We start from the raw sequence: 14,405 nt of genomic DNA on the forward strand, positions 1-14,405 counted from the left end.
CAAACAACAGACGAGTGGGAGTGCCGCGCTGTTACAGCTGGTGCAATTGTTACTTGCGAGCTACCCGATCGTGTTGCCGAGGTCGCCTGCCAGATCGTGGATCTGCTGCTGCCAGTAGCGCCACGTGTGGATGCCGCGCGGCGGGAAGCTGTAGGTGACGTTCTGCGCGCCGAGGGTCGCCATCTTGACCTGGAAGGCACGGGTGTTCGCCAGCGACAGCGCCTCGAGGCTCGCACCGGTGGTCGCGTTGAACACGTCCATGGGTCCGGTCGGTGCGGCTCCGCCGGGGGCGGGGATGCCGTTGGCGGCCGACACCCACAGGCGGGTGTTGTTGTCGCGAAGCTTGTTCGCGAAGACGAACGGGTCGTTGCGCAGCCACGCCGGGTTCCACGGCGGGCCCCACATGGCGTCGACGTTGTAGCGGCCGGCGTCGAGCATCGCGATACGGATCGCCTCACGCATGCCGGGAGCCGAGATGTTCAGGTACCCGGACAGCGAGCCCGCGTAGTTGAACTGCTCCGGGTGGTATGCGGCGAGCGTCAGGGCGGCGCTGCCACCCATCGACAGGCCGATGACGCCGTTGCGGGTGGACTGGAAGCCGAGGCGGTTCGCCAGTGCGTCGCGCAGTTCCTCGGTGAGGAACGTCTCCCACTTGTACGGGGTCTTCTGCCCGTTGAGGTTCGAGTTCGACAACCAGTCGGAGTAGAAGCTGGACTGCCCGCCGACCGGCTGGACGACGTTGATGTTCTGCGAGGCGAGGAACGGGCCCGCGTCGGTGTTGACTTCCCAGCCGCTCAGGTCGTCCTGCGCGCGCAGACCGTCGAGCAGGTAGACGACACGGTTGGTGTTGCCGTCAGCGGCCCGCCAGATGCGGCTCTTGATCGGACCCATGGAGGAGTCGACCCAGAAGTCCTGCGCTGCGGGGTCGAAGGCTGCGGATGCGGTTGCGCCGCCGCCCACCATGGTCACGCCCAGTGGCAGTGCGACCGCCAGAGCAATTGCGGCGGCGGTACGCCTGGCCCATCCGCTTGTTCTCGTCGAACCCCCAACTCGCATGAACTCGTCTTCCCTCCGCTTGATGCGTCTCGCGCCGCGGCCGCGGCAACCTCTTGATAACTCTCGTGAAAATCTCACGTACAGACGCCACCCGCGCAGCGCTCGCTGCGCGGGTGGCGTCTCGACGGGATCACCTTACTGACAAAAGGACCCGTTGTGCACTCCCGGGGGGAACGGATTCCGAGGTTTTCCTCTCACCGCCCGATCCGGGACCGTGCACTTCAGAACGCACGAGCGCCGCCCCGCCGGTGAGGCGGGGCGGCATTCGCCACGAACGTGGTGGCGTCTAGATCACCAGGCGCCGAGCGTGTCCAGGATCTGGCCGCGAGCCTTCCACAGCTCCGAACCCCAGTACGGCCACGAGTGCGTGCCGTTGGCGGGGAAGTCGAACGTGGCCGGCACACCGAGGCTGGCCAGGCGCACCTGGAAGGCGCGGGTGTTGGCCAGGGCGAGGGCCTCGAGGCCCATGCCGTTCGCGGTGTTGTAGTAGTCGATCGGCGCACGCGGGTGGTCGAATTCACCGGGCAGACCGCTGGCAGCCGAGATGAACATCGACAGGCCCTGCAGCCGTGGGGCGAACACGAACGGGTCGTTGCGCAGCCACGCCGGGTTCCACGGCGGGCCCCACATCGAGTCGACGTTGAAGCGGCCGGCGTCGAGCATCGCGACGCGGATCGCCTCACGCATGCCGGGAGCCGAGATGTTCAGGTAGCCGGACAGCGAACCGGCGAACTTGAACTGGTCGCGGTGGTACGCGGCGAGCGTCAGAGCGGCGCTGCCACCCATCGACAGGCCGAGGACGGCGTTGTTGGTGCGCGAGACACCGTAATTGGCGAGGAAGTCGGGCAGTTCCTGGGTCAGGAACGTCTCCCACTTGTAGGTGACGGGCTGACCGTTGAAGTTGCTCGCCGAGTACCAGTCCGAGTAGAAGCTGGACTCGCCGCCGACAGGCATGACGAGCGTCACGTTGTCGTTGCGGTACTGGTCGAACGCGTTGGTCTCGAAACTCCATGCGTTGCGGTCGTTGCGGGCGCGCAGTCCGTCGAGCAGGTACAGCGCGGAGCTACCGCCGCGGGCCGCCCACTGGACCTGGACCTTGATCGGTCCCATGGAAGAGGGAACCCACAGTTCCTCGTAGCCACCGGCCGGCGCGGTCTTGGCGGGCCCCGCGTGCGTCGGTGCTGCTGCAGCAACGGCTCCACCAGCGATTCCTGCGCCTACAGGCAGTACCAGTGCGACGGCACCGATGGCCATCGCACGCTGCTTGAGGCGCTGAGACAACCTCGGTCTGGCAAAACGCATGAATACTGCTCACTCTCTTCGTCTGCGGACTCCGCCAACTGGGCGGCTCCGGCGGATTCCGTCGGGGAACAGGCGACCTGCCGGCCCCGGCACGAGGCCGGGTCGGCAGCGGACCTCTTCCAAGTCACACTGCGCTTGGTGGACTGTATGTCACACGAACTTCCCTGACAAACGCTCGCGGAGCGCTTTTCGGGGAACTTCCAGACCACCGTCACGATGACTCATCATCGACGTACATCGTCGCCGACAGTTCCAGCGTTACACAAACGAGATCTGATGTTCCGACATCGAGATCTGCCCGGGACGCCCCGGTGACACAGGCTCCGCCCGGTACGCCCTATTTGGCCGGTTCCGGGAATGGCGGCTCGAGATTGCACCGCTGAATTTCATATGCGGGAACGCGCTCGAATCGATAACTCGCGAAATGCAGCGCATCCTTGAAATTCTGTTTGAAACGCGGCCACGTCAGTTCGGACCGGTACGACGTCAGCAGGTCCTGCGTCTCCGGACAGGTGAGCGCGACCCGCGCCTCGGTCACCCATTCCTCGTCGAGGAATCCGGGCATCCAGGGGTGCTTGTCGATCATTCCGGTGTCCACCACGACCCAGTCGGGGTAGAGGGCTTTGTCGTGCCCGATACGGCCGTCGTCCAGCCGCTCGGTGTGCGCCGCAAGCGGGTACGCCAGACCCATCTGGTCCAGCACCCGCACGTCGAGACCGACGTTCATGCTCGTCATGCCGAGGTTCAGGAAGTACACGGTATGGCCTGCGCCGTCCTCCGGGATCGGAAGGGGCGGTGGGACGACGAACCAGTACGTGTAGTCGGCGGACGGGATCAGCAGGCCGCCGTCGGGGGTGTCCGCGATGGTCTGGACCATGGCGCGCATCCGCGGGTAGTCCAGGTAGTCGTCCGCGCGAATCGGGTGCGCATGACCGGTGTTGAGAACGTAGAACGCGCGTTCGTCGACAATTCCGGAACGTCCGATTACGACACCTTCCGGCATTCCCGTCGTGTTCGAGGCGAAAAACGCCCACACGACCGTGCCGGCCCACAGGAAAGCCATTGCCAGGAAAATCGACGATTCCCTGTTACGGCCCCATGATGCGCGGTCCGGAATTCGTACCGGAATTACCGCGACGGGGACGATGAAACAGAACAGAACGGGAAGAAGAACTCGGCCGTGCATGAAGTCGCCACCGACGCGCAACGAGTACAGACCGAGGATCAGGCCGCTCGCGAGGACGAAGACGACGACGGCATTCTGCGTGCGCAGCCATCCGCGCAGGCGCGTCAGCCGACTCCCCTCGGTGTGACGAACACCATGCTCGATGTCCTTGTCCCGGCCGCGCCAGGCGATCACGGCGCCGGCGAACAGGAAGACCAGCGGCAGCCACAGCAGGTACGGGCCGAGCAGGTTCCACAGGTAGGCGAAACCCTGCGACCACTTCGCGCCGCCTGCGTCCTTCGACACCGCGGTGTTGGGGTAAGGGAGGGCGTAGTAGCCCATGCGCCAGATCTGGTAGCCCACCGGGACGATGCCGGCGACGAACACCATCGCGACCCGCACCACCCACGTGAGACCGGGCGCCAGGAAGATCATGGCCAGCGACAGCACACCCAGGATCGCCAGTTCGGGGCGCACCAGCGGGCCCATGCCTGCGATGAACGCGAGCGTCAGCACCGAGGTGGTGGACGGGGTGGCCGCCTGGCTCCACCGGACCAGCAGCAGCCACAGCAGCGCGATCCAGAAGATGACGAGACAGCTTTCGAGGCCCGACGTCGCGAAGTCGCGGGCCGGGGGCACCGCGATGTAGACGAGCACACCGGCGGGCATCAGGAGCAGCGTGCCGCCACCGGCGAAGGATCCACCGCGGTACAGCCGCGCGGTGCCGAACATGGCGAGCACGATGGCCGCCGTGGACAGGATCAGCGCGATCGTCAGAACCACGTATTCGAGCCGGGCCTGGGACAGCCAGCTGAACGCGTAGACGATGTACGTCCACGCGGTGCTGGTGTTGGCCTCGACCCGCTCGCCCGAGTTGAAGACCGGACCGTTGCCCGCGAGCAGGTTCCGGACCGTGCGCAGCACGATCAGACCGTCGTCGGCAATCCATCGCCGTTCCCAGGCACCCCAGAACATCAGGAGAGCCGAGATGGCCACACCCCCGAGGAAGACCACCCTCGAGAGGATGGCCTTCCGGTGGCGTTCGGTGGTCCGCTCCGCGGCGGCGCCCGATTCCTCGGCGTCGCCTACCAAGTCAGACGAGGTAGACAGCGACACCCACCACTCCGATCCAGGCAATCGCGAGAAGTTGGAGCACACGGTCGCCCAGCGCGATCTCCTCGGGCTCCCCCGCCTCACCGCCGTCGACGTCCACGGCGTAGCGCAGGATCGCGATCGTGAACGGCACCATGGAGATGGCGTACCAGTTGGTGCCCTTCAGGTCGTCCTGCTGGAACGCCCACAGCCCGTAGCAGAGCACGACCGCGGTAGCGCTCAGCGTCCAAACGAACCGCAGGTACGTGGTGGTGTAGTTCTCGAGGGACTTGCGGATCTTCGCGCCGGTGCGCTCGGCGAGCTGCAGTTCGGCGTACCGCTTACCGGCCGCCATGAACAGCGAACCGAATGCCATGACCAGCAGGAACCACTGCGACAGCGCGATCTCGGCGGCCACACCGCCGGCGATGGCGCGCAGCAGGAACCCGGACGAGACGATGCAGATGTCGAGGACGGCCTGATGTTTGAGGCCGAAGCAGTACGCCAGCTGGATGCCGATGTAGACGGCCATCACGACCGCGAGCTGCCAGTTCGCGAGGAACGACAGGGCGATCGAGCCGCCGAGCAGCACGACGGCCATCGCGAACGCCAGGTTGACGGGCAGCACACCGGCCGCGATGGGGCGGAATCGCTTGGTGGGGTGCGCACGGTCCGCTTCGACGTCCATCGCGTCGTTGACGAGGTAGATGCCGGACGCTGCCATGCAGAACACCACGAAGGCGAGTGCGACGGGAAGCAGGACGGCGGATTCCGTCGCCGTGCCCGCGGCGACGGGAGCTGCGAGGACCAGGACGTTCTTGACCCACTGACGCGGGCGGACGGCCTTGACGATGCCAGCCGCCAGGGATGTCGGGGGTCCGGTGACGACAGCCGGTTCCTCGCTCATTTTTCTCCAAACTTCTGCTCGGCCTTCAGCACCGCGACCGCGGAGGCGGCCCCCAGGGCAGATCCGGCGAGCACATCGGTCGGGTAGTGCACTCCCAGAACGAGCCGGGAAAGCAGCATCGGCGGTACCAACAACGCAGGCAAGGGTAGCCCGGTGAGTCGGCCGAGCAGCACGGCAGCCGCTGTGGTGGATGTCGCATGCGAGGACGGGAAGCTCAATTTGCTGGGCGTCGACACGTTGACCTGGATCGACGGGTCGTTCGGCCGCGGGCGGCGGACGATGCGTTTGATCACGATCGAGGCCGCGTGGGCGCCGACGGCACCCACGGCGACGCCCGCCCACTGCCGGCGGCGGGGCTTGTCGAGTGCCGCGCCGATGCCGGCGACGGCCACCCATCCGAGGGCGTGCTCACCGAAGTGGGACATGCCCCGTGCGGTCGAGACGACGCCGGGACGGCTCGCGATCGTCGACTGGACGGTCTGCAGGATCTGGATCTCACTGGATGCCGAAGACACGTTCCCACCTCTCCTTGCTGGTCAGGGCAGGAACGGCGTCCTGGTACTCGCGCTTGAGTTCGGGGAATCGCTGGGCCAGTTCGCGGCGCAGCCGGATCGCTTCCTTCAGCAGCGCGAGCGCGAGCTTGGGGTTGCGCTTGCGGTAGACGACTCCACGGCCGTCCGCGGTGGTGACGGTGACACCGTCCACCTGGGACAACAGGAACCACCGCGCGTCGAGGGTGGGCACGTTGAGCTGCGGACGCTCGTGGTGTTCCTCGTGGGCCGGCCTGACGTTGTGGACGAGTCCCTTGCCGAGTCGCACGATCTTCGCGAGCGGGTTGCGGGGCTCACCGACGGCGCCGACCTCGGCGCCCGAGGGCAGCGGCAGGTCCGTCGACGACGGCACGACCACGGCGTCCGGGTACTCCTTGCGCATCGCGTGGACGTTGCCGAGCGCGGTGGGGAGCAGTTCGAAGATGTGCTCGGGGCCCTGCAGGAAGTCGGCGATCGCCTGGTTCTGGATCGCGACCGTCGAGTATTCGAGGCACAGCAGGTGCTTGATCGTGGCCTTGACCGTGTTGATCACGAGGCCGCGGCCGTTGCCGGGCATGTGCAGCGACGCGACGACGAGACGGTTCCGCAGGTGGAAGTACGCCTGCCAGTCGATGGCGTCGTCCTTGTCACTCCACGCCATGTGCCAGATCGCGGCACCGGGCATGGTGACGGTCGGGTAGCCGGCGGCGCGGGCGCGCAGACCGTATTCGGCGTCGTCCCATTTGATGAACAGCGGCAGCGGCTGACCGAGTTCCTCGGCGGCCTGCCGCGGGATCATGCACATCCACCAGCCGTTGTAGTCGACGTCGATGCGGCGGTGCAGCAGGCGGGAGTTCTCGCGGTCGCTCAGCGGGTAGCGGGAGAAGTCGTGGTCGTACTCGACGTTCGGGGCGGCCGTCCACATGAAGATGCTGCGGTCGACGACCTCGCCCATCGAGTGCAGGTGGCTGCGCTCCTGGAGGTTGAGCATCTGCCCGCCGACGAGCATCGGCGACTTCGCGAACCGGGACATGGCCAGCGCGCGGAGGATCGAGTCGGGCTCGATCTCGATGTCGTCGTCCATGAACAGGATGTGCTGGCAGTCGGTGGTCTTCAGCGCCTCGTACATGATCCGGCTGTAGCCGCCGGACCCGCCGAGGTTCGCCTGGTCGTGCATGGCCAGCCGGTCGCCGAGTGCCTCCGCGGCCTCCGTGAAGCCGGGCTCGTCCTTGACCTTGCGGGTGCCCTGGTCCGGGATGATGACGGCCTTGACCACGTCCATGACGAGTTCGTCGGACGCCAGCGCCGTCAGCGCCTTGACGCAGTCGGTGGGCCGGTTGAACGTGGGGATGCCGACGGCGACGGTGGCCGCACCGGGGGCGTCGACCGGCGCGTACCAGCCTGCGCTCTCCAGCACGACCTCGGTGTCACTGGTGATATCGAACCAGATCCAGCCACCGTCCTCGAACGGTGCCAACTCGATCTCGAACTCGAGGGCGGCGTCGCCGTCCTGGAACTCGCGCCCCTCGACGTGGATGCGCGAAGAATCGGCCTTCGACCGGTACACGTCGATGCGGCAGTGCCCCGACAGTTCGAGCCGCAGCACGACGGAGTTCAGCGTGCTCCACCGGCGCCAGTAGCTGGCCGGGAACGCGTTGAAGTAGGTGCAGAACGACGCCTCCGACTCGGCGCCGACCGACAGCGACGTCCGCGACAGCGAATGCGCGCGGCGGCTGTTGGTCTTCGCCTCCTCCAGGTAGAGGGTGCGCACGTCCAGCGGTTCACCGGCGCGCGGCAGGATCACCCGCTGCAGCAGCGACTTGCCGAGAAGTGGCGCGTCCTCGGTGACCTTCTCCGATTCGAGCAGGTGCCGGGCGCTCATTCGGCCTCCCCCACCAGGTCCGCACCGGATTCGAAATGCGGACGCAGGGAGTTGTCGAACATCGACAGCGCGCTGGCGATCGCCATGTGCATGTCCAGGTACTGGTAGGTGCCGAGACGGCCGCCGAACAGGACCTTGTTCGCGGACATCTCCTCCTTCGCGCGGTCGCGGTAGGCGGCGAGCATCGCGCGGTCGTCCGGGGTGTTGATCGGGTAGTACGGCTCGTCCTTGCTCTCCGCGAACCGCGAGAACTCCCGCATGATGACCGTCTTGTCCTTCGGGTAGTCCCGCTCCGGGTGGAAGTGGCGGAACTCGTGGATCCGGGTGAAGGGCACGTCGGCGTCGTTGTAGTTCATGACCGGCGTTCCCTGGAAGTCGCCGGTCTCGAGCACCTCGGTCTCGAAGTCGAGGGTGCGCCAGCCCAGCTCGCCCTCGGAGTAGTCGAAGTAGCGGTCGAGGGGGCCCGTGTAGACGACGGGGGCGTCGGGGCTCTCGGCGCGCAGGTCGTCGCGGACGTCGAACCAGTCGGTCTCCAGCCGGACCTCGATCTTCGGGTCCTTCGCCATGTTCTCGAGCCACGCGGTGTAGCCGTCGACGGGCAGGCCCTCGTACGTGTCGTTGAAGTAGCGGTTGTCGAACGTGTACCGCACCGGCAGGCGGGTGATGTTGCCCGCGGGCAGATTCTTCGGGTCCGTCTGCCACTGCTTGGCGGTGTAGTCGCGCACGAACGCCTCGTACAGCGGCCGGCCGATCAGGGAGATCGCCTTCTCCTCCAGGTTCGACGCCTCCTTGGAGTCGATCTCGGAGGACTGTTCGGCGATCAGCTTCCGCGCCTCGTCCGGGGTGAAGTAGCGCCCGAAGAACTGCGACACCAGACCCAGACCCATCGGGAACTGGTACGCCTGGCCCTTGTGCAGCGCGAACACCCGGTGCTGGTAGTTCGTGAATTCGGTGAACTGGGTGACGTAGTCCCACACCCTCTTGTTCGAGGTGTGGAACAGGTGCGCTCCGTACTTGTGGATCTCGATGCCGGTCTCGGGCTCGGCCTCCGAATAGGCGTTTCCGCCCAGGTGATGACGGCGGTCGAGCACCAGCACACGCTTACCCAGCTGTGTTGCTGCACGCTCGGCGACGGTCAGTCCGAAAAATCCGGAGCCGACGACGATGAGGTCGTACCGGCCAGGGGCGGTTGTCTCTGGGGTTGCAGCGGTCACGATGAACCAGGGTAAGCGACTCCGCGACCTGTGCGCGGCCAAGGGGTGCAGGGACCCCTTCGGCACGCACGAGGAGTTCTCCCTGTATTCACCGGTTCTGCAGACCTCGTTGTTCCCGCCGACGCGGCGATCGCGCTTCATGAGCGGGTGCGCATCGTCCAGCTGGCGAACTTCTACGGACCGCGGTCGGGTGGGCTCCGCACCGCCCTCCACAACTGGGGTCAGGGGTACGTCGAACGCGGACACGAGGTTATCCTCGTCGTCCCAGGTCAGCGGGACTGCGAGGAGCTGCTGCCGAGCGGGGTCCTGCGGATCACCCGGTCCGCCCCGACCATCCCGTGGACCGGGGGTTATCGCGTCGTCGATCCGCGCCGGGTGGCCGAAGTCGTCACCGGTCTCGGACCGGACGTCCTGGAGGTGTCCGACCGGCTGACGCTGCGCGGTTTCGGGGGCTGGGCCCGCGCCCGCGGAGTACGCAGTGTCGTCGTGTCACACGAGCGCCTCGACCGGCTGCTCGGCCAGTTCGCTCCCCGGCGCGTGGCCCGCGGCTGGGCCGACGTCGCGAACCGCCGGATGGCGGGCAACTACGACGCCGTCGTCTGCACGACGGACTTCGCGAGCGAGGAGTTCACCCGGATCGGGGCCCCCAACCTGCACCGGGTCCCGCTCGGCGTCGACCTCGCGATGTTCCACCCCGGCAAACACGACCAGGTGATGCGCGACTCCTTCGCCGATCCGGCACAGCGTTTCCTCCTGCACTGCGGCCGGTTGTCGGTGGAGAAGCAGGTGGAGCGCAGCATCGACGCCGTCCGGCTGTTGCGCCGGCAGGGGCATGACGCCCGGCTAGTCATCGCCGGCGACGGCCCCCGGCGCGACGCGCTGCAGTACCGAGCCCGGGGGCTCCCCGTGCACTTCACCGGGTTCATCAGCGACAAGGGCCGCCTGGCGTCGTTGTTCGCCTCGGCGGACGTGTCGCTGGCGCCCGGACCGCACGAGACGTTCTGCCTGTCGGCGCTCGAGTCGCTGGCAGCGGGCACCCCGGTGGTCGCGTCACAGTCGTCGGCTCTCGCCGAGATCATCACACCCGGGTGCGGCGCCCTGGCCCGGGACCGGGGTCCGGCGTTCGCCGAAGCGGTGAGCGGCATCCTCGAGATCCCCTCGCGCACCCGCCGGGCGTCGGCCCGGCGGCGGGCCGAGGACTTCGGCTGGGCCGAGTCCGTCGACGGGATGCTCGCCGTGCTCGAGGGGTCCGCTCCCCTGTCTTCCGTTTAACTGCCACCGGTCGGGAGCCACTCGCGGAGCACGCTGGCGTCGATCACCTGCGCTCCCAGTTTCTTGGTCCAGATGATGGTTCCGTTGGTGAACATCCGGAACTTGCCCGCCTCCGACGGCAGCATCATCTCGGGACCGATCGGCGCGCCGAGTGTGCTGTTGACGCCGCCGAGCTCCTTGTACTTCTCGGCGATCGGCGAACCCTCGGTGGTACCGACGGTGTCCTCGTCCTCGCCCGCGGAAGCGAGGATGGACGGATCGGGTTCGCCGGGGACGGCAGGCGGCGCCGGCACCGCGAGTCCGTCACCGAGCGTGAACCAGTCGGACTTGAGCTTCAGCTTGGCCCGCGCCTCGGCGCCGGTCGCCTCGGCGGTCCCCGACGTTCCGACCACCTTCACGCCGGTGACGCGTCCGCCGTCGACCCCGAAGTTGTTGCGCGTGACCACCTCGAACGATTCGAGTTCGCCGACGTTGAACGCGGACGCGATGTCGCCCGCGGTGAGGGTCACCACCCAGTCGTGGTTCGGCGACACCGTGTCGCCCTGGTCCTCGACGGCCGGGAACTCGCCGCCCGCGGTGTATCCGCCTGTGGACGAGGAGAATTCGGCAGCGACGGGCTTGTTGTCCTTCGTCAGGATCATGCCCTTGGTGGAGCGGACGGCGTCCGTGGTCCGGGGGTCCTCCTTCGAGGAACCGCCGTAGACCTGGCAGCTCTGGGTGTCGCAGGTCTTCGCGTACTCTTCCCGATTTTCGGCGGCGGCGTAGGAGCGGGCCGCGACGGCCTGCGCCCGAAGCGCCTCGGCCCCACCGGTGTCGGCCCAGCCGGCCTTCGCCTCGGCGGGCACCACGCCCAGCAGGTAGTCGTCCATGTCGACGACGTTGACGGTGCGCACGGCGGCGCCGTCGAGCGCGACCCCGAGGGCACCGCGGTAGGGGGTGTCACCGGCGCACAGCTTGAGGTGCTCGTTCGCGGGACGGTCCGGGGCGAGGTCGATCGGGTCGACCCACGGGTGGTCGGTGGCGTCCTGCCACAGGACGTCGCCGGCACATCCGCGGGTGACGACGACGTTGGCGCCGCCGTCCGCTGTCGGGGTCAGGTGGACGGCCTCGCCCGGTCCGACTGGCTTGCCTGCGACGACCGCGCCGGCGTCGGAGTAGACGTCGAGCGGCTGGTCGTCGCGCGCCTGCAGCCGGACGCTGATCTGTGCGTCGGCGAGGGTGCCGAGCGTGGTGCCGCCGTAGTAGTGGCCGAGGATGCGCTCGGCCGCCCACCCCTGATCCTTCGCGTATCCGTAGGCGCCCCACTGACCCATCCCGCGGCCGTGGCCGTTGCCGTGTCCGGAGAGTGTGAACGGCGCGTCGGAGGCGACGGTTTCCCGGACGTCCTGGCCCGAGGAGCGCACCTGCACGACGACGCCGGTGACGGCGCCGACGACGAGGACGGGTGCGATACCGAGCGCCGACGCGCGCAGAAGTGTGGCCCTGAACCCGCGCGGGGCGGGAGGGCCCGCGATGTACCGCCTCCTGCGAGTCCAGGCAGGTCTACCTGCACGAACCCCGAATTCGGTCTTCGCCATCACTGCACTCCTCATCGCTGAACAACGAGCGCCGAGACGGGGCGTGCACCTCGTCTCAGCGGGTCCGAGAAATTCGGGATAAAGTCTCAATGTAAGGTTGAGCGTTATGGACCTGTGTGACTAGTGTGGCAAGAGTGATTGGAGTTAGCAACAACAGTCTCTTCCGTCACATGAGCATCACAAGTTGCAGACACGCGAGGTCGCTCGCAGGAAACTACAACTGAGGAGAGTCCCCCTTGCCGCACCGTCGACCGAAGCCCTCGATCGTCCTCGGGGCTGTCGCCGCGCTGGCTGTCGCAAGTCCCGTTGCGGTCTACGGCATCAGTAGCGCACCCTCGGACGTCCGATCCACGAACGAAACCTCCAACTCCGCCGTGTCCACCGAGATCGCGCAGGTAGTGCTGTCGCAGATCCCGGACATCGTGATTCCGCTCAAGGAACTGACCGGGCTGAACCTGCCGGACGTGAACATCGGCGACCTCCGGAACCTGAAGATCCCGCCGTACCTCCACATCCCCAGCAACGTGCAACTCCCCGGCGGAATCCAGATCCCCAGCCTGCAGATCCCGCTGAAAATCCCCGCCCCGGGTGACGTCTCCGACCCCGCGATCCTGCCCCCGGCCGATCAGCAACCCGGCGCGATCGTCAAGGAACTGTCCCGCGACACCCCGTTCAGCATGGTGGCGCTCACGTCCGAAACCCTCGCGTCCGCGGAGTCGAAGGTCCGTGCGCTGCAGGCCGACGGAACGTGGGGACAGTGGGTCTCCCCCGACATGATCGACACCCGCCGCACCGACAAGACCGCGTCGGACGGCAAGGTCGCCACCGAACCCGTCTACGTCGGGCTGACGAAGGCGATCCAGATCCTGACCCCCACTTCGGCAGGCGCACCCGACGCGGTCCCCGCTCCCGCTCCCGCGCCCGCCCCGGCACCCGAAGCCCCCGCTCCCGCACCGGCGCCCGCCGCCGACGGGGCCGCGCCGCTCGGGTACACCCCCGCCGCCGTCAACACGCCACTGCGACAGCAGCCTGCCCGCGCGGGCGCCGACGACGTCACCGCCGTGCTCATCGAACCGGGCAGCGGCCCCGGCGACTCCACACTCAGCGACATCGCGAGCCCGCTCGACAGCGGCGGCCCGAAGGTCATCAGCCGCCAGCAGTGGGGCGCGGACGAGTCGATCCGCTGCCAGGACCCCGACTACGACGACTTCATCGGCGGTGCCACCGTGCACCACACCGCGGGCGCCAACGACTACTCGAAGGCCGAATCGGCCGAGATCGTCCGCGCGATCTACGCGTACCACGCGCAGACGCTCGGCTGGTGCGACATCGGCTACAACGCGCTGGTCGACAAATACGGCCAGATCTTCGAGGGCCGCGCAGGCGGTCTCGACCGTCCCGTCCAGGGCGCACACGCGGGCGGGTTCAACGAGAACACCACCGGCGTCGCGATGATGGGCGACTTCTCGTCCGAGGACCCGCCGCAGGCCACGCTCGACGCCGTCGGCAAGTTCCTCGGCTGGAAGCTCGGCAAGGCCGGACTCGACCCGCTCGGCGAGACGACGATGTACTCCGAGGGCACCGAGTTCACCCCGTACGCGGAGGGTGAGGCCGTCGACCTGCCGGTGATCTTCGCGCACCGCGACGTCGGCAACACGTCCTGCCCGGGCGACGCGGCGTACTCGCACATGGACGAGATCCGGCAGATCGCGGCCGCCAACCTCAGCGGCGGCAACGCCTCACAGGCCTCGGACGCACCCTCGGGTGAGGCCCCGGCGCCGTCCGGCGGTCCGGGCACCGACGCCAGCGGCAGCCTCGGCGCCGGGATCCCCGCCCTGGTCAACGAACTGCTGCGGCTCACCGATCCATCGCCGGTCGCCCAGAAGTGGGTCGCGGAAGGCGGCGACACCGGCAGGCTCGGCCAGGCCATCACCGGACTACTGCAGGCCAAGGCCGGGAACTCCGGCGCAGAGTTCGCCAACGGCGCCATCTTCACCTCACCCAACGGCGGCGTGTGGGCGGTCCTCGGCCAGATCTTCAAGACGTGGCAGAACCTCGGGGCCGACAACGGCGAACTGGGCCTGCCGACCAGCGACGAGTACACGATCCCGGGCGGTCTGCGCACCGACTTCGAGAACGGCTCGCTGATCTTCAACGAGCTCACCGGCATCGTCACCAAGGTGTTGAAGACGTACAACGACACGTACGCGGAGGCCTACAAGAACGGCGCCCGGGTCGACGCCGCGGCTCCCGTCGCACCGCCCGCGGACCCGGCACAGATTCCGCCGGCCCCCGCCGAGCCCGCACCGGCTCCTGCTACTGAACCGGCGCCTGCGCCCGAACCGGCTCCCGCGCCTGCTCCCGTCGAGCCGGCACCGGTTCCGGCCGGCTGACCGGATTTACCCCCT

The 14,405-nt window shown here is 67.7% G+C and carries 9 protein-coding genes and 1 pseudogene; 2 read left to right on the forward strand and 8 right to left on the reverse strand.

The features are described 5' to 3' along the window. Positions 1 to 60: 60 nt before the first annotated feature. The 7 genes from JWS13_RS22735 to glf form a co-directional block, all read right to left on the reverse strand. Positions 61 to 1,056, reverse strand: coding sequence for an alpha/beta hydrolase (locus tag JWS13_RS22735; protein WP_124390699.1), 996 nt, complete (start codon positions 1,054 to 1,056; stop codon positions 61 to 63). 291 nt (positions 1,057 to 1,347) lie between these two features. After that, entirely contained in the window at positions 1,348 to 2,358 is a 1,011-nt protein-coding gene (locus JWS13_RS22740; RefSeq protein WP_124390700.1) for an alpha/beta hydrolase, read from the reverse strand. Positions 2,359 to 2,695: 337 nt separating this feature from the next. Next, positions 2,696 to 4,615, reverse strand: a complete 1,920-nt coding sequence (locus JWS13_RS22745) for an arabinofuranosyltransferase AftB family protein (RefSeq protein WP_206011694.1) — start codon at positions 4,613 to 4,615, stop codon at positions 2,696 to 2,698. Position 4,616: 1 nt separating this feature from the next. Further along, positions 4,617 to 5,522 carry a decaprenyl-phosphate phosphoribosyltransferase gene (locus JWS13_RS22750; protein ID WP_072938605.1) on the reverse strand — a complete coding sequence of 302 codons (906 nt, stop codon included), beginning with the start codon at positions 5,520 to 5,522 and terminating at the stop codon, positions 4,617 to 4,619. Further along, on the reverse strand, positions 5,519 to 6,037 hold the full coding sequence (locus JWS13_RS22755) for a phosphatase PAP2 family protein (RefSeq protein ID WP_012691118.1): 519 nt from the start codon (positions 6,035 to 6,037) through the stop codon (positions 5,519 to 5,521). The genes JWS13_RS22750 and JWS13_RS22755 overlap by 4 nt, the downstream gene beginning before the upstream one ends. Beyond that, positions 6,018 to 7,934, reverse strand: coding sequence for a glycosyltransferase (locus JWS13_RS22760; protein ID WP_206007570.1), 1,917 nt, complete (start codon positions 7,932 to 7,934; stop codon positions 6,018 to 6,020). Before JWS13_RS22760 ends, JWS13_RS22755 begins: the two co-directional genes overlap by 20 nt. Beyond that, positions 7,931 to 9,148 carry a UDP-galactopyranose mutase gene (gene glf, locus JWS13_RS22765; protein ID WP_206007571.1) on the reverse strand — a complete coding sequence of 406 codons (1,218 nt, stop codon included), beginning with the start codon at positions 9,146 to 9,148 and terminating at the stop codon, positions 7,931 to 7,933. The genes JWS13_RS22760 and glf overlap by 4 nt, the downstream gene beginning before the upstream one ends. A 147-nt stretch (positions 9,149 to 9,295) precedes the next feature. Here glf and JWS13_RS22770 point away from each other — a divergent pair, with 147 nt between their 5' ends. Then, the gene (locus tag JWS13_RS22770) at positions 9,296 to 10,420 is read left to right on the forward strand and encodes a glycosyltransferase (RefSeq protein WP_206007572.1); all 1,125 of its coding nucleotides are present in this window, start codon (positions 9,296 to 9,298) and stop codon (positions 10,418 to 10,420) included. On the opposite strand, the pseudogene JWS13_RS22775 reads toward JWS13_RS22770, so the two are convergent. After that, positions 10,420 to 11,997, reverse strand: a pseudogene (locus tag JWS13_RS22775) (SpoIID/LytB domain-containing protein); the annotation flags it as partial. The gene JWS13_RS22770 and the pseudogene JWS13_RS22775 sit on opposite strands and share 1 nt — an antisense overlap. Positions 11,998 to 12,233: 236 nt before the next feature. On the opposite strand from JWS13_RS22775, the gene JWS13_RS22780 reads away from it, so the two are divergent. After that, positions 12,234 to 14,390 (forward strand): N-acetylmuramoyl-L-alanine amidase, encoded by a 2,157-nt coding sequence (locus tag JWS13_RS22780; protein WP_206007574.1) that lies wholly within the window; start codon positions 12,234 to 12,236, stop codon positions 14,388 to 14,390. Positions 14,391 to 14,405 lie beyond the last annotated feature (15 nt).

This window comes from Rhodococcus pseudokoreensis (genome assembly GCF_017068395.1).
GTDB classification, from domain to species: Bacteria; Actinomycetota; Actinomycetes; order Mycobacteriales; family Mycobacteriaceae; genus Rhodococcus_F; species Rhodococcus_F pseudokoreensis.

Excerpts from the sequence above, each read along its gene's own strand:
- JWS13_RS22740 (WP_124390700.1), bottom strand. The coding sequence starts at position 2,358 with ATGCGTTTTGCCAGACCGAGGTTGTCTCAGCGCCTCAAGCAGCGTGCG.
- JWS13_RS22760 (WP_206007570.1), bottom strand. The coding sequence starts at position 7,934 with ATGAGCGCCCGGCACCTGCTCGAATCGGAGAAGGTCACCGAGGACGCG.
- JWS13_RS22735 (WP_124390699.1), bottom strand. The coding sequence starts at position 1,056 with ATGCGAGTTGGGGGTTCGACGAGAACAAGCGGATGGGCCAGGCGTACC.
- JWS13_RS22750 (WP_072938605.1), bottom strand. The coding sequence starts at position 5,522 with ATGAGCGAGGAACCGGCTGTCGTCACCGGACCCCCGACATCCCTGGCG.